The sequence below is a fragment of the Trinickia sp. genome, from assembly GCF_036503415.1.
Lineage (GTDB): Bacteria > Pseudomonadota > Gammaproteobacteria > Burkholderiales > Burkholderiaceae > Trinickia.
In genome coordinates this window covers 63,382-86,993 of the sequence record NZ_DASXWY010000061.1, presented here as the reverse complement: position 1 = coordinate 86,993, position 23,612 = coordinate 63,382, and the positions used below count along the sequence as shown (strand labels likewise).

At 63.5% G+C, this 23,612-nt stretch carries 19 protein-coding genes; 9 read left to right on the top strand and 10 right to left on the bottom strand.

Going from position 1 to position 23,612, the window contains the following annotated elements; translation table 11 throughout:
• Positions 1-3,158: beta strand repeat-containing protein (locus VGL01_RS08955; RefSeq protein WP_331568503.1), on the top strand; the 3,158-nt coding region annotated here is incomplete at its 5' end.
• 170 nt (positions 3,159-3,328) lie between these two features.
• The gene (locus VGL01_RS08950; RefSeq protein ID WP_331568502.1) at positions 3,329-4,666 is read left to right on the top strand and encodes a TolC family outer membrane protein; all 1,338 of its coding nucleotides are present in this window, start codon (positions 3,329-3,331) and stop codon (positions 4,664-4,666) included.
• A 29-nt stretch (positions 4,667-4,695) separates the two neighbouring features.
• Here the strand turns inward: VGL01_RS08950 and VGL01_RS08945 are convergent, their stop codons facing one another.
• The 4 genes from VGL01_RS08945 to manD all read right to left on the bottom strand — a co-directional run bounded on the left by VGL01_RS08945 (position 4,696) and on the right by manD (position 9,252).
• A complete protein-coding gene (locus tag VGL01_RS08945; RefSeq protein ID WP_331568501.1) occupies positions 4,696-5,535 on the bottom strand; it encodes a GntR family transcriptional regulator in 840 nt (279 codons plus the stop codon).
• Positions 5,536-5,546: 11 nt separating this feature from the next.
• Positions 5,547-6,842 (bottom strand): MFS transporter, encoded by a 1,296-nt coding sequence (locus VGL01_RS08940; RefSeq protein ID WP_331568500.1) that lies wholly within the window; start codon positions 6,840-6,842, stop codon positions 5,547-5,549.
• A gap of 133 nt (positions 6,843-6,975) precedes the next feature.
• Positions 6,976-8,031: an L-idonate 5-dehydrogenase gene (locus tag VGL01_RS08935; RefSeq protein WP_331568499.1), complete on the bottom strand. Its 1,056-nt coding sequence runs from the start codon at positions 8,029-8,031 to the stop codon at positions 6,976-6,978.
• A 12-nt stretch (positions 8,032-8,043) separates the two neighbouring features.
• Positions 8,044-9,252, bottom strand: coding sequence for a D-mannonate dehydratase ManD (gene manD / locus VGL01_RS08930; protein WP_331568498.1), 1,209 nt, complete (start codon positions 9,250-9,252; stop codon positions 8,044-8,046).
• A gap of 92 nt (positions 9,253-9,344) precedes the next feature.
• Here manD and VGL01_RS08925 point away from each other — a divergent pair, with 92 nt between their 5' ends.
• Positions 9,345-10,811, top strand: a complete 1,467-nt coding sequence (locus tag VGL01_RS08925) for a mannitol dehydrogenase family protein (RefSeq protein WP_331568497.1) — start codon at positions 9,345-9,347, stop codon at positions 10,809-10,811.
• Positions 10,812-10,886: 75 nt separating this feature from the next.
• Here VGL01_RS08925 and VGL01_RS08920 read toward each other — a convergent pair whose 3' ends face one another.
• The 3 genes from VGL01_RS08920 to VGL01_RS08910 form a co-directional block, all read right to left on the bottom strand.
• Positions 10,887-11,210 (bottom strand): thioredoxin family protein, encoded by a 324-nt coding sequence (locus tag VGL01_RS08920; RefSeq protein WP_331568496.1) that lies wholly within the window; start codon positions 11,208-11,210, stop codon positions 10,887-10,889.
• 26 nt (positions 11,211-11,236) lie between these two features.
• Positions 11,237-11,761: a DUF6496 domain-containing protein gene (locus tag VGL01_RS08915; protein ID WP_331568495.1), complete on the bottom strand. Its 525-nt coding sequence runs from the start codon at positions 11,759-11,761 to the stop codon at positions 11,237-11,239.
• A gap of 158 nt (positions 11,762-11,919) precedes the next feature.
• Positions 11,920-12,603 carry a hypothetical protein gene (locus VGL01_RS08910; protein ID WP_331568494.1) on the bottom strand — a complete coding sequence of 228 codons (684 nt, stop codon included), beginning with the start codon at positions 12,601-12,603 and terminating at the stop codon, positions 11,920-11,922.
• Between the two features lie 296 nt (positions 12,604-12,899).
• On the opposite strand from VGL01_RS08910, the gene VGL01_RS08905 reads away from it, so the two are divergent.
• The 3 genes from VGL01_RS08905 (at position 12,900) to VGL01_RS08895 (ending at position 16,188) form a co-directional block, all read left to right on the top strand.
• Positions 12,900-13,691 (top strand): dienelactone hydrolase family protein, encoded by a 792-nt coding sequence (locus VGL01_RS08905; protein WP_331568493.1) that lies wholly within the window; start codon positions 12,900-12,902, stop codon positions 13,689-13,691.
• Between the two features lie 213 nt (positions 13,692-13,904).
• Positions 13,905-14,132, top strand: coding sequence for a hypothetical protein (locus VGL01_RS08900; protein WP_331568492.1), 228 nt, complete (start codon positions 13,905-13,907; stop codon positions 14,130-14,132).
• Positions 14,133-14,400: 268 nt separating this feature from the next.
• Positions 14,401-16,188: a GGDEF domain-containing protein gene (locus VGL01_RS08895; RefSeq protein WP_331568491.1), complete on the top strand. Its 1,788-nt coding sequence runs from the start codon at positions 14,401-14,403 to the stop codon at positions 16,186-16,188.
• On the opposite strand, the gene cydC is transcribed toward VGL01_RS08895, so the two are convergent.
• Both cydC and cydD read right to left on the bottom strand, forming a co-directional pair.
• Positions 16,133-17,986 carry a thiol reductant ABC exporter subunit CydC gene (gene cydC / locus VGL01_RS08890; protein ID WP_331568490.1) on the bottom strand — a complete coding sequence of 618 codons (1,854 nt, stop codon included), beginning with the start codon at positions 17,984-17,986 and terminating at the stop codon, positions 16,133-16,135. The genes VGL01_RS08895 and cydC overlap by 56 nt on opposite strands.
• On the bottom strand, positions 17,983-19,767 hold the full coding sequence (gene cydD, locus VGL01_RS08885) for a thiol reductant ABC exporter subunit CydD (RefSeq protein ID WP_331568489.1): 1,785 nt from the start codon (positions 19,765-19,767) through the stop codon (positions 17,983-17,985). The genes cydC and cydD overlap by 4 nt, the downstream gene beginning before the upstream one ends.
• A 309-nt stretch (positions 19,768-20,076) precedes the next feature.
• Here cydD and VGL01_RS08880 point away from each other — a divergent pair, with 309 nt between their 5' ends.
• Genes VGL01_RS08880 through VGL01_RS08870 form a run of 3 tightly spaced genes read left to right on the top strand, consistent with a single transcriptional unit; the run spans position 20,077 to position 23,034 of the window.
• Positions 20,077-21,678 (top strand): cytochrome ubiquinol oxidase subunit I, encoded by a 1,602-nt coding sequence (locus tag VGL01_RS08880; protein ID WP_331568488.1) that lies wholly within the window; start codon positions 20,077-20,079, stop codon positions 21,676-21,678.
• A 13-nt stretch (positions 21,679-21,691) separates the two neighbouring features.
• The gene (gene cydB, locus VGL01_RS08875) at positions 21,692-22,828 is read left to right on the top strand and encodes a cytochrome d ubiquinol oxidase subunit II (RefSeq protein ID WP_331568487.1); all 1,137 of its coding nucleotides are present in this window, start codon (positions 21,692-21,694) and stop codon (positions 22,826-22,828) included.
• Between the two features lie 11 nt (positions 22,829-22,839).
• On the top strand, positions 22,840-23,034 hold the full coding sequence (locus VGL01_RS08870) for a hypothetical protein (RefSeq protein WP_331568486.1): 195 nt from the start codon (positions 22,840-22,842) through the stop codon (positions 23,032-23,034).
• 1 nt (position 23,035) lies between these two features.
• Here the strand turns inward: VGL01_RS08870 and VGL01_RS08865 are convergent, their stop codons facing one another.
• Complete coding sequence (locus VGL01_RS08865; RefSeq protein ID WP_331568485.1) at positions 23,036-23,437, bottom strand: VOC family protein; 402 nt, start codon at positions 23,435-23,437, stop codon at positions 23,036-23,038.
• Between the last annotated feature and the right edge of the window lie 175 nt (positions 23,438-23,612).

Genomic DNA, 23,612 nt, shown 5'->3' with positions numbered 1-23,612 from the left:
GCAGCAGCACAACCGACCACGTCACCAACGTCGGCACACTGAACCTCACCGGTGTCGAAACCGGCGCTACGGTACAGTACTCCACCGATGGCGGTCAGAGCTGGAGCAGCAGCTTTACCGCCACCGAAGGCGCGAACAGTGCCGAGGTGCGCCAAACCGATGTGGCCGGCAACGTCTCGAACGCCACGAGCTTCAGCTTCACCCTCGATACAACCGCCGCCGCCCCGGGCGTGACGCTTGCCACCGATTCCGGCAGCAACACCTCGGATCACATCACCAACGTCGGCACACTGAATCTGAGCGGTGTCGAGAACGGCGCCGCCGTCGAATATTCGACTGATGGCGGTCAAAGCTGGAGCACCAGTTTCACCGCCGTCGAAGGCACGAACAGCGTCGAAGTTCGTCAAACTGATGTAGCGGGGAATGTCTCCAACGCCACGAGCTTCAGCTTCACCCTCGATACGACGGCTGCCGCCCCAAGCGTGACGCTTGCCACCGACTCCGGCGGCAGTGGCTCGGATCACATTACCAACGTCGGCACACTGAACCTCACCGGTGTCGAGAACGGCGCTATGGTCGAATACTCCACCGATGGCGGTCAAAGCTGGAGCACCAGTTTCACCGCCACCGAAGGCACGAACAGCGTCGAGGTGCGCCAAACCGATGTTGCGGGCAACGTCTCGAACGCCACGACCTTCAGCTTCACCCTCGATACAGCGGCTGCCGCCCCGGGCGTGAGCCTTGCCACCGACTCCGGCAGCAGCGCGACCGACCACATCACAAACATCGGCACGCTCAACCTCAGCGGTATCGAAAACGGCGCCACCGTACAGTACTCCACCGATAACGGCGCTCATTGGACCAGCAGTTTCAGTGCGGTTGAGGGGCTGAATTCTGTCGAGGTGCGCCAGACCGATGCTGCCGGCAATGTCTCCAACGCCACCAGCTTCAGCTTCACGCTCGATACAGCGGTGGCCGCGCCGGGCGTGGCGCTTACCACCGACTCCGGCAGCAGCACGAGCGATCACATCACCAACATCGGCACGCTCAATCTGAGCGGTGTCGAGAACGGCGCCGCCGTACAGTACTCCACCGATGGTGGCCAAAGCTGGAGCACCAGTTTTACTGCCGTCGAAGGGTCGAACAGCGTCGAAGTGCGCCAAACCGATGTAGCCGGGAATGTCTCCAGCGCCACGAGTTTCAGCTTTACCCTCGATACGACGGCCGCTGCCCCGGGCGTGACCCTTGCCACCGATTCCGGCAGCAGCACGACCGACCACATCACCAACGTCGGCACACTGAATCTGAGCGGTATCGAGACCGGCGCCACCGTACAGTACAGCACCGATAACGGTGCTCATTGGACGACCACCTTTACCGCCGCCGAAGGCCCGAACTCGCTGCAGGTGCGTCAAGTAGACGTCGCCGGCAACACTTCGGCCGCCACCGCATTGAACTTCACACTGGACACCACGGCGCCCTCCACGCTGACCTGGCAGTACAGCGGGCACACACTGACAGCCACCACCGACACATCGAATGTCTGGAAGGTCACGATTCACGACAATTCGACGGGTGTCGACTATCTGGCAACACAGCAAAGCCCGGGAACGTGGAGCTTTTCGAACCAGACTCTCAATCTGAACAAGGACTCCGTTACGGTGACCGAGTGGGACCTCGCGGGCAATACGCGATCACTGCAACACACAGCTCCTGCCGGAATCGCCGGATCTGACATCAATCTGGCATTGGCGGATCCATCGAACGGCGCAGCCGATCTCACGGTAACGATCTCCGGCATGCCGGCCGACTGGAAACTCAGCGCCGGGACCGACCTCGGCAACGGCTCCTGGCTCGTGTCGACACACGATCTGAGCGGACTCTCCGTTACGCCCCCCGCGTCTTTCACTGGCGCAACGGTACTGAACGTAACGGAGAACTGGACCAACGCCGACGGCAGCCACTCGTCGCTCACTGTCTCAGACAACGTCGAAGCCTACGCGGCCAACGCCCCCATTTTCGCTTGGTCTGGCTATGACCACCTGAGCGGCTCGAGCGCGAGCGACCTCTTCGTCTTCGCGCAACCGATAGGTAACGATACGCTGCATAACCTTGATGTTGGAGCCGACAAAATCGATCTGGTCGGATTTGCCGGCATGGGGAGCTTCAGCGATGTACAGTCACACATGACCGATGACGCCAATGGCAACGCAGTCATCACACTCGGTGCCGGCCAAAGCATTACGGTCGACGGCGTGCATTCGGCGGACCTGACAGCCAGCAACTTCGTGTTCGATCAAGAGCCCGTGACTACCAATACAGGCATCCTGACGATCAACGATGGCGCCATGCTGCCCATCGGCGGAACCATCGAGAATACCGGGACGATCTTACTTGCTTCGACCGGCGACGAAACGAACCTCGAAGTCCTCGTCAAAAATGTAACGCTCGAAGGCGGCGGCCAGGTTCAGCTTTCCGACGACAGTCACAACATCATCTTTGGGGGCGCAGCCGATGCGGCGCTCGTCAACGTCGACAATACGATCGCAGGCGCGGGCCAAATCGGCGCCGGCCAACTGACGCTGACGAACGGTGGCACGATCGTCGCCAACGGCACGCATGCGTTGGTGATCGATACCGGCAGTAACACCGTCAGCAATACGGGCACGCTCGAAGCGACTGGGGCGGGCGGTCTCGTGGTCGACGGTGCCGTACTGAATACAGGAAACCTCTGGGCCAATGGCGCAAACCTGACGATACACGGCGACGTGACCGGAAACGGGGCCGCCACGATCAGCGGTGCGGCAACACTGGAATTCGGTGGCGCCTCGGCAACCAATACCGCGTTTTCGGACGGCGCAGCCGGCACGCTCCAGCTCGATCGCGCCGAAAGCTTCAGCGGTTCCGTCTCGGGCTTTACGACCGGCGACAAGCTGGACCTGGCAGACGTACTTTATAGCGACCACACGACGCTCAGCTTCACGGCAAACGATGCGGGAACAGGTGGCACGCTGACCGTCAGCGATGGCGTCCACACAGCTCAGGTTGCGATGCAAGGCAATCTGTCCAGTGGAGGGTTCCAGCTCGCGCAAGACCAGAGCGGCGGCACGCTGGTCACGTATATTGCGCCGGCCTTGCCGCATGTCCAGGAGTATTAACGGAGATATCGGAAGAACCCGTGTCGGAATCCGCTTAACGGGATTCTCCTGATTGAAAGCGCAACGTATCTCAAGCAATATAAATCGTCGAATGATGCCGAAGCACCGGGGGCGGTATTTTTTGCTTCGGCATCATGAGATAGCGGTCTTGGGGTTACAGGAAATGCGCAATGAATAAAAATAGGCCAAGGCTTGCAATGCTTTTATTGCTGGCCGCGATAACCGTCGATGCTTCAGACGCTTGCGCACAGACCCTTCAAGAGGCAGTCGAACAGGCCGTCGCAACCAATCCCGAAGTGCTTGCCACGGATTATCATCGCGAGGCAGCGGATCAAGCGCTGAAACAAGCGCAAGCCGGCTACTTGCCGCGTCTCGATGTCGATGCCGGCATCGGCCGGGAGCGACGCGACGACACCGAAACGCGCCTACTCGGTTTGAATCGCACTACTTTCACGCATCGCACCGCCAACGTTACGTTGACGCAAATGCTGTTCGACGGCGCGGGCGTCAAAAGCGAAGTCGCACGCCAAAGGGCGCGCATCGAATCGTCTGGTTATGGAGTGGCAGCGACGGCACAGGATGTGGCGCTGCGCGTCGTGGGTGCCTATCTCGAAGTATTGCGCCGGAAAGAAACAACTGCCGCGGCCGAAGACAACATCGAGGCACATCGCCGCATCTACGAGCAGATCAAGTTGCGTAGCGATCGTGGCGTTGGACGACGCGCAGATCTCTATCAGGCTGAAACTCGTCTGGCGTTGGCCAGCGACAACTTGCGCTCGGAGCAAAGCAGCCTGAAGGATGCGGAAATCGCGTACACACGTCTGGTCGGCGTGCCGCCGGCGGCGCTGATGAAGCCCATCGCGCAGGAGGAGGCGATCCCGCCTACCGAGCAACTGGCTGTGGATGCCGCGTTGGCGCGCCATCCTTCGCTCGGCGGAGCCGACGCGGACGTCGACCAGGCGCGCGCCCAGTACAACGTCGCAAAGTCAGCGCTATGGCCGCGCCTCGATCTCGAAGTCAGCACCGCGCATGACCGCGAAAGCATGCTCGGCCCCAGCACGGATCGTCGCGTCATGCTTCGGCTGCGCTTCAATATTTTCAGTGGCGGTGCCGACAAGGCACGAATCGGGGAAGCCGCAGCGCAGATTCGCGAAGCCGAGGAGCAACGCGACCATACGCGTCGCGAAGTGCAGGAAACTGTCTCGCTTGCATTCAACGCCTACCGCACCGCGCGTGATCGTACCGCCGTCCTCGCGCAGTACGTAGGCTCGAGCGCGTCCACACGCGAAGCCTATGGGTTGCAATTCGGCATTGGGCAGCGCTCGCTGCTCGATCTGCTCAACGCCGAAAGCGAGTACTACAGCGCGCGCATCGATTACATCAGCGGCCAGTATGCTCAGACGGCGAGCGCTTATAAGGTCTTCTCAGGCATGGGGCAGTTGCTCGATATGCTTCACGTCGATCTGCCGCCCCAGGCCATTTCGTCCTACCGTCTGCGGGTGCGATGACGCATCCAATCTCGTCGCATGCACCGTGCTCAGGTGCACAGCGATACGCGCTCCGGCTCGTCTGCGTCGAACCAATCGGGATTGCGAGCGGCGACAGGGCCCAGTGAAACGAGGATTTCCCGCAAGTGTGCGCGCATCGCCTGCTCCGCCGCGGCGGGATCGTGCGCGCGCAACGCGGACACGATCTTCGCGTGCTGGCGAATCAGCAAATCGAGCGGTGAAACCTCGGGCAGGCTCAGATAACGCACGCGGTCCATTTGCGCCTTGATATCCTGAATCGTTTCCCAAGCCGCGATACAGTCGATCGATTGCGCAATGGAATAATGAAACGCCTCGTCGAGCGCAAGGAATCGCGCGGTGTCGTTCACCTTTGCGGCGAGCTTCTGATCGCGAAGGTTTTCGCCGAGCTGCAGCAGTTGATCATCGGTAATCGATTCTGCCGCCTTGCGTGCCACGGCGGTCTCGATCGCCTCGCGAATGAAACGCCCCTCGCGCACCCTTCGCGGCGAAATCTTGCGCACGAACGTACCGCGCTGAGGCAATACCTGCAACACGCCCGCCTCGGCGAGCTTGATGAACGCTTCACGCACAGGTTGTCGCGATACGTGAAACATATCCGACACCTCTTTTTCCGACAACGGCGTGCCGGGGACCATCTGCCCTACGAAAATCGCCTGGCGCAACGCCCGGAAAATCTGTGCGCCGATCGGCTCATGGGAATCGAGCGAAACCTGCGCGGCCAGGTCGGGAAGCGCGGTGCGCGGTGCAGCGGCCAACCCGCCGCGCCGCCTGACCGTTGCAACGGGTGCCGGCCGGCCGGTCGGCGAGGCGGAACGCGGAATCGAAGCGGTGGAAAGCGTGGTTTTCATATCCCACCATACTACCATGCGCGTCCCACCCGAACGCCCGCTGGGCGCGGCTCGCGAATGCCCACGATCGAGCAGACGGCGCCTGCCACCGCAATGCCGCCTGCCAGGACGAACGCACTCGCGTACGAGCCGTGCGCGGCTTGCACGATGAAACCCGTCGCGGCCGGCCCGATAACGCCGGCGAGATTGGCGAGAAAGTGCACGAAGCCGCCGACACCGCCCACGTGGCGGCGCGGCACCGTATCCTGGATCACGGCCCAGTACACGGAACCCGTCACATAGAGAAAGAAAATCGACACCGACATCAGCGCAACGGCGCCCGATGTGCTTTGGACCCCACCCGCGAGCGCGACGCACAGCGCCGACGCGCCAAGGCATACGCCGAGCACGATCCGGCGCGACAGCAGCGGTCGTCCCGTGACCTTGAGAATGGCGTCGGAAATGAAGCCGCCCGAGGCAAGCCCGACGCTTCCGAGCAGCCACGGGATGACCGTTGCGATACTCATGTCGCGCAGACTGAGGTGATGCGCCTCGGTCAGATAGGTCGGGAACCACGAGAGGAAGAAAAACAGCACGTAGTTATAGGCGAAAAACGCGCATGCCGTGGCGAGCACGAGCGGCTTCCGCAGAAAATGCGTGAGCGGCGCGGACTCCTCGTCGATGGCGCCTGCGGTACTTGTGTCGCGCTGTTGCTGCCCGCTCTCGATCAGCTCGAGCTCGGAGCGGGAAATGCGCGGATGATCGCGCGGCTCGTCGGTCGTCGTCGTCACCCAGGCGACGAGCCATATCAGCCCGAGCACCATGATGCCGACGAAGGCCCAGCGCCAGCCGAACCGCACGGCAAGATAGCCGACCACAGGCCCTGCGAGCGCGCCGCCCAACGGCGTTCCGGAACTGATGACACCGATTGCGCTGGCGACTTCGCGCTTCGGGAACCAGTTGTTGACCATTTTGCTGTTCGACGAGCTGAACGGCCCTTCGCCCATGCCGAACAGCACGCGTAGCACGATCAGCGAAGCGATGCCGGTTGCAAGTGCCGTCGCACCGCAGAAAATCGACCAGATCGCCATGGCGGCGCCGAATACGCGCTTCGCGCCGAAGCGGTCCGACAGCACCCCGCCGACGAAGTTGAAAATGGCGTAGCCCACGAAAAAGCTGCTGAACACGACGCCGAGCTGCGCATGCGTGAAGTGCAGGTCTTGCTGAATCAACGGCGCCGCGATCGAGAGCGCTGCGCGATCGAGGTAGTTGACGAGGCCTGCCAGGAAAAACAAGGCGACGATGTACCATCGCTGGCTCTTGAACATGATTGCGTCTCCTTAGCGCGTCAGCGCTGACTTTCATCGATACAAAGCTGTCGCGCCTCTTTGCGGGCGTGTTCGACAAACCTGAAAATGCAAATGCAGACCGGCACGAAGCGCCCGTTCGCATCGCGTCAACTCAATCGAACTGCAGATGAACCTTCATCGATTGCGACCGATCGTGCGCCACCTCGAATGCATGATTGGCCTGCGATAGCGAGAACGAATGCGTCATCAGCGGCCGCAAGTCGAGCTTGCCTTGCGCGATCTCCCGCGCCGCCACGGCGTATTCGTCGGCAAAGCGGAACGAGCCCGTGTAGCGAATCTCTTTGGACATGACGAGGTTCGCCGCGACCGGCGACTGCCCGGCGGGCAGATTGCCCACCTGAACGACGGTGCCGCCCGCGCGCACGGCGCGCAGCGCGGTATCGAGCCCGGCGGGACTGCCGGACGCCTCGATGACGACGTCGAACGTGCCGCGCGCCTCGGCCCAGCGCGATACCACGTTCGTATCGCCTGCATCGACGGTTTCATCGGCGCCCATTGCGCGCGCGATATCGAGGGCCCGCTTCGAAAGATCCATGGCCACGAGCCGATGCGCGCCGGCACGGCTCGCCGTAGCCAGCAACAGGCAGCCGATCGGACCGCACCCGACGACGAGCACCTGCGCGCCGACGAGCGAGCCGGCACGGCGAATCGCATGCAGCGCCACCGCGAGCGGTTCGGCCATCGACGCCTGCGCGAAATCGAGCGTCTCGGGTACCGCCACGCATTGATGCTCGGCAACAACGATGTACTGCCTGAACATGCCCTGGCTATGTGGGAACGTCGAAGCACTGCCCATGAAGCGCATGTCGAGACAATGGTTCGGCATGCCTGCCACGCAATAGCGGCAGCGCCCGCAGGTCAGCCCCGGATTGACCGCGACGCGCTGACCCACCGCGACCCCGGCAGCCGCGCTCGATTCCGGCACTCCCGGGCCGAGCGCGTCGATTTCGCCCGACACCTCGTGCCCGAGGATGAACGGCTCTCGAACGGCGAAGTCTCCGCTCTTTCCTTTGAAGTAGTAGGACAGGTCCGATCCGCAGATGCCGCCCGCGCGTACGCGCACGCGAACCTGCCCCGGGCCGGGTTCGGGACGTTCGATGTCGTCGACACGAATGAGCTTCGGCTCATGAAGCACGGCTGCCAGCATTGAGAGGACTCCTTACCAGTTCCAGAGGGTGCCGTCTTCGAGTCGCGCGACGGGAAGATAGGCCGGGTCGTAGGGATAGCGCGCGGCCAACGCCTCGTCGATATCGACGCCATGCCCGGGCGCCTCGCCCGGGTGCATCATGCCGCGTTCGAACCGCCACGCGTGTGGGAAGACTTCGAGCGCGGCTTGCGGAAAACCCATGTATTCCTGTACGCCGAAGTTCGGTACCCACAGGTCGAAATGCAGTGCCGCGCCCATGCAGACGGGTGACAGATCGGACGGGCCGTGACAGCCGGTACGCACCTGATAAAGCGAGGCAAAGTCCGCCACGCGGCGCAGATGCGTGATGCCGCCGGCATGCGTCAACGTCGCACGGATATAGTCGATCAACTGCTCTTCTATGAGTTGCTTGCAGTCCCAGATGCTGTTGAACACCTCGCCTACGGCAATGGGCGTGACGGTGTGCTGGCGAATCAGCCGAAAGCCGGCCTGGTTTTCGGCTGGAGTGGGATCCTCGAGCCAGAAAAGCCGGTACGGTTCGACGGCCTTACCGAGGCGCGCCGCTTCGATAGGGGTCAGGCGGTGATGGACGTCGTGCAGCAAATGCGTATCGAAACCGAAGCGCGCGCGCACGGCCTCGAAAAGCTTCGGTACGAAATCCAGATATTTCTCCGAAGACCAGCTGTGCTCTTGTACGACACCTTTGGTGGCCGGCTCATAGACGCCCCCGCCTTTCGCCACGCCGTAGACCGAGCGCATATTCGGCACACCGCATTGCACGCGAACCGCCTTGTAGCCCGCCTCGATATGCTCGGCGTATCGATCGAGCGCCTCCGAAATATCGGTGCCCGTCGCGTGCCCGTACACCATTACGCCTTCGCGCGAAGCGCCGCCGAGCAACCGGTAAAGCGGCAGCCCCGACACTTTGCCGAGAATGTCCCACAGCGCCACGTCGACGGCCGCGATCGCCGTCATCGTCACCGGGCCGCGCCGCCAATAGGCGCCCTTGTAGAGGAACTGCCAGATGTCTTCGATACGCCCGGGATCGCGGCCGATGAGCGCCGGGCAGACGTGGTCCTTCAGATACGACGCCACCGCCAACTCCCGGCCGTTGAGCGTCGCATCCCCGATGCCATGAACGCCTTCGTCCGTGACGATCTTCAATGTGACGAAATTTCGACCGGGACAGGTGACGATGACATCCGCGCGAACGATTTTCATAGGGTGAGTCCTTGCATCTGCTTCGATGTTGGCTCATGCTACCATACAAGTATGTTTGATTGACTCCAAGGGATAACCCGGATATTCGCCTCATGACCCCTGCTCCTCGTCTGACTCGTCACGCGCTGCCCGAGCTGACAGCGCACCTTCTATCGCCGGGCTGGCGCGAGCCCGACATCGGTATCGTGCATTTGGGCATCGGCAACTTTCATCGCGCCCATCAGGCGCTCTATACGGAGCAGGCCGTTGTGGCCGCAGGTGGGGACTGGGGCATTTGCGGCGTCACATTGAAAGCGGATACGGGCAAGCGCGATGCGCTCGCCGCCCAGCAAGGGCTCTATAGCGTCATCGAGCGCGGCCCGGATGGCGAACGCATCACGCTTGCGCGCATCGTTCGCGAAGTGCTCGCGCTGCCCGACGATCGCGCGCGGCTATTCGAGCGGCTCACCGATCCGCGTGTCCGCATCGTGTCGCTGACGGTGACCGAAAAAGGTTACTGCCGGGACACTGAAACGGGCGATGTGGATCTGGGGCGCCCTGACATTGCCCATGACTTGGCGCATCCCGACGCGCCGTCGACGGTTCCCGGCATACTCGTCGCCGCGCTGCGCCGCCGCATGGCCGATCCGTTTACGGTGCTGTGTTGCGACAACCTAGCGCATAACGGCGCAGCGACGCGCCAGGCCGTCGCCTCTTACGCCCGGGCGCTGGATCCGTCCATTGCGGACTGGATCGTCGGAAACGTATCGTTTCCCTCGACGATGGTGGATCGGATCGTACCGGCGACGACTGAGGCGGATCGCGAATCGGCATCCGCGGCGCTCGGCTATACCGATCTGATGCCGGTGCCTTGCGAGCCGTTTCGGCAATGGGTGGTCGAAGACCGTTTCCCGGGGGGGCGCCCCGCATGGGAGCAGGCGGGCGTACAAATGGTCGAGGACGTGACGCCGTTCGAGCTCGCAAAGCTACGCATGCTCAACGGCACGCATTCGACGATCGCCTATCTCTCGATGCTCGCGGGCATCGAAACGGTCGATGCCGCGATCGGCGAGAAATCGATACGCCAATTGATCCACGCCATGATGACCGAGGAAATTGCACCGACACTGAGCGTGCCGCCGTCGCTCGACCTGCACGCTTATCGCGACGCATTGCTTCAACGTTATGCGAACCCGGCTCTCAAGCACCGCTGCGCACAGATCGCAATGGACGGCAGCCAGAAGATTCCGCCTCGTCTGCTTGGGCCCATCGCCGAGCGCCTGGCTGCCGGCCAGCCGTTCCCGCGGCTCGCGCTTGCCGTTGCGGCATGGATGCGGTTCCTGCGAGGGCGAAGCGACGATGGTGCGCCGTATGCGATCAGCGATCCGCTTGCTGCCCGGCTGACGCACGCCGCACAGGCCGCGGCGAATACGCCAGAAGCGCTCGCCGACGCCTTGCTCGGCATCAGAGAGGTGTTTCCCGAAGCGCTCGCGGGCAACCGCGTCTTGCGGGATGCGCTCGTTCGAGCGCTGTCGGCCCTTCGCGAAGGCGCACGCCACGCGGTTCAGGCCTATGCTTGAACGCCGGTTCACGCCTCTGGACGCGGACAACAGTTCGGCTCGACGACGTGGCCGCCGAGCACGTGCAACCAGCCGTCAATCGATTTGCTCAGCGGCTTCCTCGATGACGCTGGCATCCGACGGGCGCACGACGCGCGCGACCTCGGCGCCGTCCCGCAGGAAAATCAGCGTGGGCCAAAGCTTTACCTTGAATGAACGGCCGAGCGGCCGGCCCGGGCCATCCTCGATCTTCAAATGGCGCACCTGCGCGCGCGGCCGGAGCGACTGGGCAATCAGCGGCTGCGCCCGCTCGCAGTAGCCGCACCAGTCCGTGCCGAACTCCAGGACCGTCGGACCGACGAAGGCGTCGACTTCGCCGCGCGTCGGCGGTGTTTTCGAATAGGCGGTATCGCGACTCATGAGCATTCCCCGTTGCCGATGAAGGCTCAATGATGCGCGCGTGCCGCGCGCGTGTGCGCGGCCTTTTTCGCGGCCGCTTTGCGGCCAGCCGCGCCCTTGGTGGCGGCGGCCTTCTTGGCCGCGGCGGAGCGGCTTGCCGCCGGGCGCTTCGCCGCCGCGGACTTGGCCTGCGCCGAAAGTGCACCGCGCGATGCGCTCTTTTTACCCTCGTGTTTGAGCACGGCCGTCGTCGTGCGGGAACGCTTGGCAGTAGTCTCCTTGCTGGCCGACTTGCGCGCCGCGGCCGGGGTTTGACCCACCTCGCGATCCTTCTGCGCCTTCTTGCGCGTCGACTCGCTGGTCGCCCCCTTCTTCGGCGGCTTCAAGTCCACACCCGCCCTGCGGGCCTTCGACAGGCCAATGGCCACCGCTTGCTTCGCCGACTTCACGCCATGCTTGCCGGCGCGCACGTGATCGATCTCTTCCTTCACGAATTCGCCGGCCTGCGTGCTCGGCGCTTTGCCCGCACGCTTGTCGGCACGGGCACGCGAGAGGGTTTTCTTCTCAGGCATGGCAGTTCTCCCATGGATTGGTTGGGTTTCTTACTGCCGCGCAAGTCCTGTGCCTCGCTTCCCGGAAGTCGTCGCTGCGGGCCCCGGCGGTCAACCCGCAAGCGCACAACGGCGGCGCCCGCCATGCCGCCGGCCAGGTGTCAGTGACGCCGATCGCCTCACGGCACTGCCGTTTCGCGCCGAAGATCGATCCATGCCACTTGCGGATAGGCCCGCGCCGCATAGTCTCGCAGCATCGCGGGCACGATGCGCGCAGGAACGAAAAGGCTTTGCCGCAACGACAACGAAAGCGCCACTGCGGTCTCGTCCGTCGCAGCGGGCGCCGCCTCCCCGGTCAGCACGACGGCGCGCACCGATGTCGGCCGCCCCGGACGCAGCCACGGCGACACCATTCCGGGCGCCATCCCGAACTCGATCAAAGGATCGCAGCCGGGCGGATTGATATGCAGCCGTTTGACGCTGGCACGAGCGAGCCCCAACCGTTCAGCCACCTCGCGCATGAGATCGCGGCTCAGCAATGGATCGCCGGTGGCTGTGCACAGCAGCGTGGAGTCGCCCAAGCGCACCGTCACGGTCTTTTGCACTTGGGCTGGTGCGACGATGCGCTGCTTTTGCGCCGCACTGAATGACGGAGGATGCGACCGAACGGCAGGCTCGACGCCGTAGCGCAGACAAAGCGCGAACATGAGCGCCACGCTTTGTCGGGGCAGCGCCGTGTCATCGAATCCCGGCTCGAATGCCGTACCCTCGCGAAGGCTCACTCCCGCGGGTTCGAGCGTCGTGCCAGGTCGAAAGCCAGGGGACTCTGAAAAGAACAATCGAAAATCCGGACCGCTCGTCATAACGCCCTCGTGCGACAGCAGTTTCGAACGCTTGCTCGGGGTGTCCGGCCTGGCAATGTCTACCGGGCAACGATGCTGCCAGAAACGCGGCACGGACGCCGAAAACGATACCGGCCGCACCGTGGGCCGAACGCGCCGAGAATCGTGAAAACCTGCATGTCGTGCGATGAGGATTACGGCTTTGTGTAGTGGCAGGCGCCAACGCGGGCTAATGCTGCAAGTCTGTTCACCCTAGAATGAGGACTTCCCGTCGAAGCACTCCACCCGTTCGTCCAAAACGCCGAAAGGATACTGACATGCGAGCCCTGCGCCTCGTTCTGATGCTGCTGACCGCCCTCATCGCTTCGCCGGTGCTGGCGAAAATGGTCGTCAAACCCGTCGAATGGACGCTCGACGGCACGACGTTCGATAGCCGGCTCGTCTATGACGACGACTCCATGGCGAAGCGCCCGGGCCTCGTCATGGTGCCCAATTGGTACGGGATCAACGATATCGCCATCGAAAAGGCGAAGAAGATCGCCGGCAAGGACTACGTCATCCTGCTCACCGACATGTACGGCAAAGGAACACGCCCGAAGGGGGACGAAGACGCCAAGGCGGCGGTCACGCCGCTCTACAAGGACCGGGCCATGATGCGCAAACGCATCGTCAAGGCGTTCGAACAGCTCGAGGCCGCCGCGGCCGGGGCTCCGATCGATCGCGCACGCCTTGCCGCCATCGGCTTTTGCTTCGGTGGCGCGGTCGCACTCGATCTCGCGCGCAGCGGCGCCCCTGCGAAGGCCGTGGTCGCCTTTCATGGCGATCTGAGTACCGACAACCCGGCGCTCGCCCGAAACATCAAGGCGCGCGTGCTCGCCATGAACGGAGCCGACGACGCGTTCACCATGCCGGACGCCCCCAAATTCGTCGAAGCAATGAAGCAAAGCCCGGCCGACTGGCAGTTCGTCGAGATCGGCCATGCCGTTCACTGCTTTACGGAAACCGAGGCCACGAGCCCTACGGGAATGTGCCGCTATGACGCGAAAGTCGCGGCCCGGTCCTATGCGATGATGCGCGAATGGCTCGCCCAGAGCTTCGCCTCGAACTGAGCGCGGACTGTCACGCCTGAACGCATGCCAGAAAATCCCTACACCATGCGCAACCTATCCTTACTCGACAATCCGCCTGCGCCTATCGAACAACCGAGCGCATACGCGTAGCATGGTTCTCGAGCGGCGAAATCGATTTCTATCGATGGCGCCGCCCGCGCGGGGCCACCCCGCGCGCCGCACTACCACTCGAACAGAAATGGGAGCCACGACATGAACACGTCCTACGCCAGCAGCAGCTACGACGCTTGGGAATTGCCGCCCGAGGAGCGCGAACTGCGTCAGTGGATCACCGACTGGTATCAATCGGCAGTGAAAAGCGGCTATGTCGAACCCCCCTATGAACTCGACAACGAGATGGCCGAACGCCTGGAAGGGTTCTTTCGCTTTGGCCTGACCCCTGCGGAAGGCGCAAACGTGGTCTTTGGCAGGCTACATTGACGGGAGAATCAGCCGGGGGCCGAGCGTTCACCGCGGCGGCCTCCGCCCCCGCCCCGCTTCTTGCGATAAGCGGGGTCTACGTGTTTTCCCCTACGCGTGCCCGCTAGCCGTAATCCGCTATAAAGATTGGCGCCCCGCCTGCCGATAGCCAGATACGCCCTTTCGGCGAACGGCGAACGGCCGCTAATGACGCGTGCCGACCGGTTTCGATTCGTATCGGGAGCTAGGCCCCGCCCGCCACGCTCGCGCGTGGCCGGCATGACGCGTCATGAAAGACAATTTACATTCCCGGATGCCAATGGGCCGGCGCTTCAATATCGGCGTCGCGTGCGCGCTCGTGCCCGTTCTCTTGCTGTCCTATTTGCTGCTCAAGCATCAATGGATGGCGTTTCAAGACGCGGACGCGGCCGTGCACCGTTTTCACTCGTTGGGCGCCACGCTGATCGCGATGGAGAAGATCTCCGCCGAGCGCGGCCCGATGAACGGCGTGCTCGGCGAAGATCTGCCCATCCCAGCTATGCGCACGGTTTTGCTCAAGCGTGCGCGCATCGAAAGCGACGAGCGACTCAATCGCCTGCTCGAAACGCTGAGCCCGGACGAGTGCGCCACCTGCTCGGACGATTACGCGATCGTGCGTCAGCTCAAAAGCGAGCTGACGGCGGCACGCGTTCAGGTCGATCGCCTCGCGGCCATGCCGCGCGCGGCGCGCGACGACCGCGCGCTGGAGAACGTCCTTCATCGCATGTTCTCGATCGTCGACGGCTTCAGTCCCGTGGCGGTCTCGCAGACCTCGGCGGTTGCGCGCGGCGATCCCAACACCATGAATTGCCTCATCATCTCGCGTCTGGCCGCCGATCTGCGCGAGCATGCAGGCCGGCTCGGCTCGCGCTTCACGAGCGCGCTGGCCATGCGGCGTCAGTTGACGATCGACGAAAAGCTCGCGATCGCGCAGACGCACGGCCGCATCGACCAGATACGCGCGCTCATCGACGCGCGCATGGTCGAGCATCCGTTGCTGAGCGCGGAAGCGTTCGCCGCCGTCAACACCCGGTATTTCGGCGACGGCTTGCGCTATGTCGCCTCCGTTCAGGCGCTTGCCGATCGGCCGATCGGTGCCGGCATCTCCACGGGCCGCTTCGCCGAGGAGTATGTGCCCACGATGAGGCCGATCGTCGGCTTTCGCGATGCAGTCCTCGAGAAGACGGCGTCCGAACTACAGCGCAACCGCCATGCCGCGCTGGCGGCCGCGGTTACCACGGCCGGCGGCGAAGTGCTGTTGCTGATCGCCCTCGGCTTGCTCATCGTCGGCTTCAGGCGCGACGTGGTCAGCCCTTTCGCAGAGGCCACCGCGGCCATCCAGGCCATCGCGGCCGGGAACCTCGATCATCACGTACCGTGTTCGTTCAGCCGGGACGATATCCGCGTGATGTTCGATGCGCTGCGCGTCCTGAAAGAGAACAGTATCGAACGCGCGCGGCTCGAAACCGACCGCGCACGCCTGATCGACGAGTTGGCGACGATGGCCGAGACCGACCCGCTCACGCGGCTTTTGAACCGGCGCGCCTTCGAAGGGCGTGCAGGCGCCTTATGCCGGCAGCCCTATGATCCTTCGTCACGCATCGCGCTGATCATGTTCGATATCGACTACTTCAAGCGCGTCAACGACACCTACGGCCATGCCGTCGGCGACGAAGCGCTGCGCAGGGTCGCCCAACTCTGCCACACTCACTTCGCGCGCTCGGATATCGTCGCGCGCATCGGCGGCGAGGAGTTTGCGGTGATGACGCGCGTGCAAAACACCGAAGCTGCCCGCGAGATGGCCGAGCGCATGCGGCAGGACATCGCCCGCGCCGCCGTGGATACCGACTCGGGTACGCGCTGTCAGATGACCGCGAGCTTCGGCATTGCCATCGCTACGGGAGCGGCCGCCGAGCTCGAGGGACTCCTCAAGCAGGCCGACCAGATGCTCTACGAGGCCAAGGTGGCCGGGCGCAACCGCGTCATGGTGCGGCGTGCCGCACAGGCCGGCGACCCCGCCGAGGCAGCGGCGGGTTGACGCGTTCGCGCGAATCGCATCGCCATAGCTCGGAAAACGGCCCCTGCCCGCGGGCCAGCCTGCCCGGCGCACCGCGTTCGACGATGCCGCCGGCGTCCATGACGAGGACTTCGTCGACAAGCTCGGTCAGCGCCGAAAGGCGGTGCGTGATCAGCAGCACGCTGCGTCCTCGCATCAACGCCATGACGGTATGCAGCAGTGCCTGCTCCGTGATGCTGTCGAGCCCTTCGGTCGGCTCGTCGAGAACGAGAATCGGCGCATCGAGCAACAGCGCGCGCGCAATCGCCAGACGACGTGCCTGACCACCCGACAACCGTGCGCCCGCCTCGCCGATCTGCGTGTCGTAGCCTTGCGGCAGGTCCGTGATGAAATCGTGCAGCTGCGCGCTGCGGCATGCCGCCTCCAGCGCCGCTTGGTCGGCGTCGGGCCGCGCGATCAGCAGATTGTCGCGAACGGTTGCGTTGAATAGATAAGTGTCTTGCGAGACGACGGCAATGCGTGCGCGCACGGATTCGCCCGCGCACTCGCGCAACTCGCGATCGCCAAGCCGGATGCTGCCGGCCTGATAGTCCCAAAAGCGCAGCAGCACGTTGACCAGGCTCGATTTTCCCGCGCCGCTCGCGCCGACCACCGCGAGGCGACCGCACTCGGGCAACTCGAACGACACATTGCGCAATGCCCAATCGTCGCCCTCCCGATATCGCATGAAGACGCCCTCGAACGCGAGCGCGGCGCCGCGCGGCATGCGCGGCGCGGCTGGGTCGGCCACGGCAGGCGCCGCATCGACGAGCGCAAAAATACGCCGGGCGGCCGCGAGACTCTCGCCGAGCATCTGCATGGCGAGCGGCAACGGCATCGCGGCTTCGAACGCGGCCAATACGAGGAGCGCCAACATCGCCAGATCAGCCGGCGGCAAGGCACCGCGGCTCACCGATGGAACGACGAGCACGAGCGTCGCCCACATCGCCAGCGATGCCGCTACGACGAGCGTCCCTTGCGAGAGTGCATCGAGCCGGTTCACCGCGGCCTGCCTGGCGACGAGTTCCGCCGATAGCGCGTCGATGCGCTGCGCATAGCATGCCTCACCGCCGTAGACACGCAGTTCGGCCGACCCCTGCATGGCGTCGACGACTGCCTCGCGCATTTGCGCGCGCAGCGCCACGCATGCACGCGAGGGCTCGTTCGCGCGGGCCAGCAGATAAGCCGGCAGCACCACGCCGGCAAACAGCAGGCAAACGAACAGCACGAGTGCCGCCGGCAGGCTGAAAACGGCCGTGGCAGCGATCAGGATCGCTGCACCAACGGCGCCTACGATAATCGGCAGCAGAACCCGCAGATAAACGTGATCGAGACTATCGATATCGGACTGAATGCGGCTCAGGAGATCGGCGCTGCGCAGATCGGCCAGGCGAGCCGGCGCTAGAGGCTCGATACGAGAGTAGAACCAGACGCGCAGTTGGGCCAGCAACTGCAAAGTGGCATCGTGGGTGACGAGCCGTTCGATGTAACGCCCAAGCGTACGAACGATCGCGCAGGCGCGGATCGCCGCCGCCGGGGTGAAGTAGTCGAAAGCCGTCCGCGCGATACCCGCGAGCGCCATCGAGGCGATGAACCAGCCCGAAAGCGCCATGAGAGTGACATTGGCAAGCAGTGTCGCGAGCGAGACGGCTGCACCGAGCGCCATCCGCTTCCAGTACGGACGAAAGAGCAGAACGAGGCGGATGAAATCGGCGCGAGCCTCGTGCGCAAGACGCACGCGGGAATGCTTCGGCCGGTCCGATCGCAGCGAGGCGCTCACGATACAACTCCGGAAACCGCATCTGCATGCGCATCGTGCGTGTCGTAGGCTCGCATCAGACGGCGATAAAGGCCGTCGCGGGACATCAATTCCCGATGCGATCCGCTCTCGAGGGCGCGTCCGCGATCGATGACGACGATATGCGTCGCCAGTTGCGCAGTGGCCGGCCGGTGAGCTGCAAGCAGCACCGTCCGTCCACGCGCGAGCCGACCGATCGCGGCATGAATGCGTTGCTGCGTACGCGCATCGAGATGGGCGGTCGGCTCGTCGAGCAGTACCACGGGCGCATCCTTGAGAAAGGCACGGGCGAGCGCAAGACGTTGAATCTGACCGCCGGACAAGCCCACGCCACGCTCGCCGACAGGCGTGTCGTATCCGGCGGGCAACGCCTCGATGAATTCGTGCGCATCCGCAAGCTCGGCGGCCTCGCGCACGCGCGCGAGCGAGGCGCCGGGCGAAGCGAGCCGCAGATTGTCGAGCACCGTACCCGCGAAGAGGTGCGCGCGCTGCGGCACCCATGCCACGTTCGCGAGCCAGCTGCCTTCGTCTATGGCCGACAGGTCCATGTCGCCGATCCAAATCGAACCGCTTCGGGGCAACGCGAAGCCGAGCAGCAAATTGAGGGCGGTGCTCTTACCCGCTCCGCTCGGGCCAACCAGGGCCGTGATTTCGCCGGGCTCGGCAACGAAGCTGAGCGCATCGACCGCGGTGCGGCCTTCGGCATGCGCGAACGACACGCGCTCGAAACGAATGCGGTGAGGCTGCGCAGGCTGCAGCGTCGCCCGCGCAGCGCAACGCTCCGGTAACGGTGCACTCAGGATGTCGACGATACGCTCCGCGGCCGCAATGGCCTCCATGCGGGCGTGATAGTGCGTGCCGAGCGTACGCAACGGCAGATAGAACTCAGGGGCAAGCAGCAACACGAAGAACACCGGCTGGAAATGCACCTTCGCATAGAGCAGATTGAAGCCGATCAGCACGGCGACGATCGCAATGCTGACCGTCGACAGAAATTCGAGCGCCACCGAGGACAAAAACGCGATCCGCAAGACCTGCATCGTACTGTGCCGATACGACTCGGACACGCGGGCGACGATTTCCGCTTCGCGCCGACTGGCGTTGAAACGCTTGAGCGTCGCGAGGCCCGCGAGGGTGTCGAGCAGGCGTGCGCTCAAGCGCGCGAGCCGGCGCCACTGGCGCTGGTTCGCGGCCACCGCATCCTTGCCGAGCAGCGTCATGAAAAGCGGGATGAGCGGCGCAGTCAATACGAGCACGAGACCCGATACCCAGTCGAGCGGAAATATCACGACGACGAGCGCGAGCGGCAAGAGTGCGCTCAACGCGCGCTGCGGAAGCCAGCGTGCATAGTAGCCCTCGAGCGCCTCCACTCCCGTGACGAGATGGCTCGATAACGCACCGCTCGACTCGTTCGCGAGCCATGCGGGACCGAGCGCCTGGATCTTGCGAACGAGCTCCGCGCGCAACGCGGCGCGCACGGTCGCCGCGCCGGCGAACGCATATCGCTGCGCCGCCTGCACGGCGACGAAGCGCAAACCGATCGCCGGCAGCATGGCCGCCAGTGCCGGCCACACTGTCGCGAGCGCCGCGCCGCGGAGGATGACCGCGTTGACGATCCACGCCAACAACGCCGCCTGTGCGATCACGGCGACTCCTGCCGTCAGTCCCATTGCGACGGCCATCCTGAGGGGCGCACGTATACCGTCCGCGCGCCGCGCAAGCCATGCATCCAAGGTCTTTTTCAACTGAGAATCGGGGCTCATGCTCTTGAAGCTCGAACATATAAAAACATCGCGGCACGATGTCGCACCCATTGCGAAGAACGATGCAACCGTACCCGCACGCACCATAACAGAACCACGCTCGCGCGAAACGATGCCCGGCGCGCGGAGGCGCGCCGAGCCCCGTGTTTGCGTGGATCTTGCGACGGTATGCCGCAAGAAATCCAGCGGCGCTTAATTAAAATCAATAACAGTCGAACGTGTTGCGTTCGCGCGTTCGTGCCGGGTCTTTGCCGACACACGGTTCGCACCATTCGCACGATTCGGCAACGCCTATTACCGGAGCTTCACATGATCAGCAATACCGTGGTCGAGCTTTCGCGGCTTCAGTTCGCCGCGACTGCGCTCTATCACTTTCTGTTCGTCCCGCTCACATTGGGGCTGTCGTTTCTTCTGGCGGTCATGGAGACCGTCTATGTCATCACCGGAAAGCCGATCTACCGCGATATCACCCAGTTCTGGGGCAAGCTCTTTCTGATCAATTTCGCGCTCGGCGTGGCGACCGGTCTCACGATGGAGTTCGAGTTCGGCACCAACTGGTCGTTCTACTCGGGCTTCGTTGGCGATATCTTCGGTGCGCCGCTCGCCATCGAAGGCCTGATGGCATTCTTCATGGAATCGACGTTCGTCGGCCTCATGGCCTTTGGCTGGGAGCGGCTTTCGAAAGGCAAGCATCTCGCCGTCACCTATCTCGTCGCACTCGGCTCGAATCTCTCGGCGCTCTGGATTCTCGTGGCCAACGGTTTCATGCAGAACCCGCAAGGGGCCGCCTTCAATCCCGTGACGATGCGCATGGAACTGCAAAGCTTCAGTGCGTTGATTTTCAGCGAAGATGCGCAAACCAAGTTCGTGCATACGAGCATTGCCGGCTATGTGACCGCCGCCATCTTCGTGACGGGCATCAGCGCCTACTACATGCTGCGCGGCAGGCATATGGAGCTCGCCAAGCGCTCGTTTCGGATGGCCAGTCTGTTCGGCGTGCTCTCGGTAGCCGGCGTCATTACGCTCGGCGATGCGCTAGGCTTCGTGGGCGGCCATGCCCAACCATCGAAGCTGGCGGCAATGGAAGCGCTCTGGCAAACCGAGCCCGCACCGGCGCCTTTCAACGTCGCGGCATGGCCGCTGAACAGCGAGCGCCGCAACGCCTGGAGTCTGCAGATCCCGTATGTGCTCACGCCACTTCTCACGCACACGTTCGATACGACGGTGCCGGGCGTGGACCGCATCGAAGCCGATGCGGTGAAACGGATCAGAAACGGCATTCCCGCTGTCGCCGCATTGAAGGTGTTGAGCGCCGATCCGACCAACGCCGCTGCGCTCGCGCAGTTCGAGGCACACAAGGCCGATCTCGGCTATGGGTTTCTCGTGAAGCGCTATGCGGCTGGCCAGGACGTCGAGCGAGCGACCGAAGCCGATATCGCGAAGGCCTCGAAAGACACGGTACCGAACGTATTCCTGATGTTCTGGATGTTTCGCATCATGGTGGCCTGCGGCATTTCGATGCTGGCCTACTTCGTGATCGCCGTCATCTTGTCATTGCGCGGGGACGTGCATCGCCGGCGCCGGTTTCTCACGCTCGCGCCATGGATGATCCCGGTTCCGTTCATCGCGTGCGAAACCGGCTGGATCACCGCCGAGGTCGGACGCCAGCCGTGGTCGGTCTATGGTGTGTTACCCACCTGGATGTCGGCGTCCAGCCACAGCGTCGGATACATGATCTTTTCGCTCGCCGGCTTCTTGCTGCTCTATTCGGTATTCATCGTCATCGAGGCGTTCCTGATGGTGAGAGCGATCCGCCAAGGTCCCGACGCGCCACATGGCAGCGATACGGCACCCGCCATCACGGAGCCGGCGGCGGTTCGAACCGGCGCAACCGCTGCGCCGGCACGATAAAAAGGACTGCGAGATGGAACTCTATCTAGTCTTCAAGGTGCTCTGGTGGCTGGTGCTCGGCGTGCTGCTGATGGGGCTCGGCATCATGGTGGGCATGGACATGGGCGTCGGCGCGCTGCTGCGCTATGTCGGGCGCACCGACACCGAACGGCGCATCGCGCTCAATATCGTTGCGCCACACTGGGACGGCAACCAGGTCTGGTTCGTTCTCGGCGGCGGGGCGGTTTTCGCCGCATTCCCGCTGCTCTATGCGACTGCGTTCTCGGGCCTTTACATCGTCATGCTGTTGCTGCTCTGGACGATGATCCTGCGGCCGCTCGGCTTCGAGTACCGCAGCAAACTGCCGACGGCTGCCTGGCGCAACGTGTGGGACTGGGCGCTCGTCGTGAGCGGCACGGTGCCGATGATCGTCTACGGCGCGGGTGTCGGCAATATGCTGCGGGGCGTGCCCTTTCATTTCGACTGGGATCTCACGTCGCACTACACCGGCAGCTTCGTCTCGCTGCTGAATCCGTTCGCGGTGATGTGCGGCATTCTTTCGCTCTCGCTTGCCGTCTATATGGGCGGCGTGATGCTCACAGGACGCTCGGAGCCCGGGCCCCTGCAAGCGCGTGCGCGCCGCGCCGCCACGGTCGGCATTGCGATCGCATTCACGCTGTTCACGATCGGCGGATGGTGGATGATCCATCTGAACGGCTATCGGCTCGTACAGGCACCGGCGCCCGGCTTGGCGCAAACCCCGCTGCAACAAACCGCGGTGCTCGTCAGCGCGGGCTGGTTCGATAACTACCGCGCCGTTCCCGCGCTTTGGTTCGTACCGGCACTCGCGTACTTCGGCATGACGCTGGGCTTTTTTGCGCTGCGCGCGCGCCGCGCGACACTCGCCTGGTGGTGCGGCGCGCTCGCATGGATCGGCGTCATCGGCACGGTCGGCGTCAGCATGTTTCCGTTCCTCTTGCCGTCATCGAGCCACCCGTCGCAGAGCCTCACGGTCTGGAACTCGGTGTCGAGCCGCCATACGCTGATCTGGATGGCGGGCTGGGCCGCTATTTTCGTCCCGGCCATTGTCGCCTATACCAGTTGGGCGTTTTACATCATGCGCGGCAAGGTGAAGGCAGAACATGTCGAAGCCGATCCGCACGCTTATTAATGGGGTAAATCATGAAGACGTTTTTGCAATTCGCCGTGATGCTGGCCGCCGTCGTCGCGGCGATCGTGATCGGTGTCATCGTGGGCAATTATGGCGCGTGGTACTTCTCGTGGATCGTCGGCACGATCATGATCGTGCTCTTCTCCGCCGCGGGCGGTGTATTGCTCGATACTCAGGAGCACGAACGATCGGCAGCCCGACGCTGATCTATGCTTCGTAAAGTTCGAGCGGCAAGCCGTCCGGATCGCTGAAGAACACGAAGCGCTTGCCGGTCAGCTCGTCGAGCCTGACCGGCTCCACCGCTACACCCGCCGCGGTGAGCGACGAGACGCACGCATCGAGATCGTCTGTCGCAAAAGCGAGATGGCGCAATCCCCGGGCCTCGGGATACGACGGCCTCGGCGGAGCCTCTGGAAACGAAAACAACTCGATCTGGCCATACTCGCCGACTTCGAGATCGAGTTTCCACGAACGGCGTTCCCCCCGCCATGTTTCGCGAATGACGCGCAACCCCAACGTCTGCGTGTAAAAACGCTTCGACCGCTCATAGTCCGAGCAAATAATCGCAACGTGGTGAATGCGGGAAAGGGGCAGCGCAGCGGGCGTCATCGCATCTCCTATGGCACCGATGTTTATACACCGTCCGCGCGATACGCTCAATGCGCACGATCGACCGACCCCGTAGCTCAGCGAATAAAAACTTATTAAAAAAGGATCGCGAGCGCATCGGAGCATCCCGCGGTCATGGCGCGAGGACATCGTCCGCCAAAGCATCGGTCGTTCC

What these genes read in the sequence shown, in the direction of transcription:
- VGL01_RS08950 (WP_331568502.1), top strand. Translation starts at nt 3,329, where the DNA reads ATGAATAAAAATAGGCCAAGGCTTGCAATGCTTTTATTGCTGGCCGCG.
- VGL01_RS08945 (WP_331568501.1), bottom strand. Translation starts at nt 5,535, where the DNA reads ATGAAAACCACGCTTTCCACCGCTTCGATTCCGCGTTCCGCCTCGCCG.
- VGL01_RS08940 (WP_331568500.1), bottom strand. Translation starts at nt 6,842, where the DNA reads ATGTTCAAGAGCCAGCGATGGTACATCGTCGCCTTGTTTTTCCTGGCA.
- VGL01_RS08935 (WP_331568499.1), bottom strand. Translation starts at nt 8,031, where the DNA reads ATGCTGGCAGCCGTGCTTCATGAGCCGAAGCTCATTCGTGTCGACGAC.
- manD (WP_331568498.1), bottom strand. Translation starts at nt 9,252, where the DNA reads ATGAAAATCGTTCGCGCGGATGTCATCGTCACCTGTCCCGGTCGAAAT.
- VGL01_RS08925 (WP_331568497.1), top strand. Translation starts at nt 9,345, where the DNA reads ATGACCCCTGCTCCTCGTCTGACTCGTCACGCGCTGCCCGAGCTGACA.
- VGL01_RS08920 (WP_331568496.1), bottom strand. Translation starts at nt 11,210, where the DNA reads ATGAGTCGCGATACCGCCTATTCGAAAACACCGCCGACGCGCGGCGAA.
- VGL01_RS08915 (WP_331568495.1), bottom strand. Translation starts at nt 11,761, where the DNA reads ATGCCTGAGAAGAAAACCCTCTCGCGTGCCCGTGCCGACAAGCGTGCG.
- VGL01_RS08910 (WP_331568494.1), bottom strand. Translation starts at nt 12,603, where the DNA reads ATGACGAGCGGTCCGGATTTTCGATTGTTCTTTTCAGAGTCCCCTGGC.
- VGL01_RS08905 (WP_331568493.1), top strand. Translation starts at nt 12,900, where the DNA reads ATGCGAGCCCTGCGCCTCGTTCTGATGCTGCTGACCGCCCTCATCGCT.
- VGL01_RS08900 (WP_331568492.1), top strand. Translation starts at nt 13,905, where the DNA reads ATGAACACGTCCTACGCCAGCAGCAGCTACGACGCTTGGGAATTGCCG.
- VGL01_RS08895 (WP_331568491.1), top strand. Translation starts at nt 14,401, where the DNA reads ATGAAAGACAATTTACATTCCCGGATGCCAATGGGCCGGCGCTTCAAT.
- cydD (WP_331568489.1), bottom strand. Translation starts at nt 19,767, where the DNA reads ATGAGCCCCGATTCTCAGTTGAAAAAGACCTTGGATGCATGGCTTGCG.
- VGL01_RS08880 (WP_331568488.1), top strand. Translation starts at nt 20,077, where the DNA reads ATGATCAGCAATACCGTGGTCGAGCTTTCGCGGCTTCAGTTCGCCGCG.
- cydB (WP_331568487.1), top strand. Translation starts at nt 21,692, where the DNA reads ATGGAACTCTATCTAGTCTTCAAGGTGCTCTGGTGGCTGGTGCTCGGC.
- VGL01_RS08870 (WP_331568486.1), top strand. Translation starts at nt 22,840, where the DNA reads ATGAAGACGTTTTTGCAATTCGCCGTGATGCTGGCCGCCGTCGTCGCG.
- VGL01_RS08865 (WP_331568485.1), bottom strand. Translation starts at nt 23,437, where the DNA reads ATGACGCCCGCTGCGCTGCCCCTTTCCCGCATTCACCACGTTGCGATT.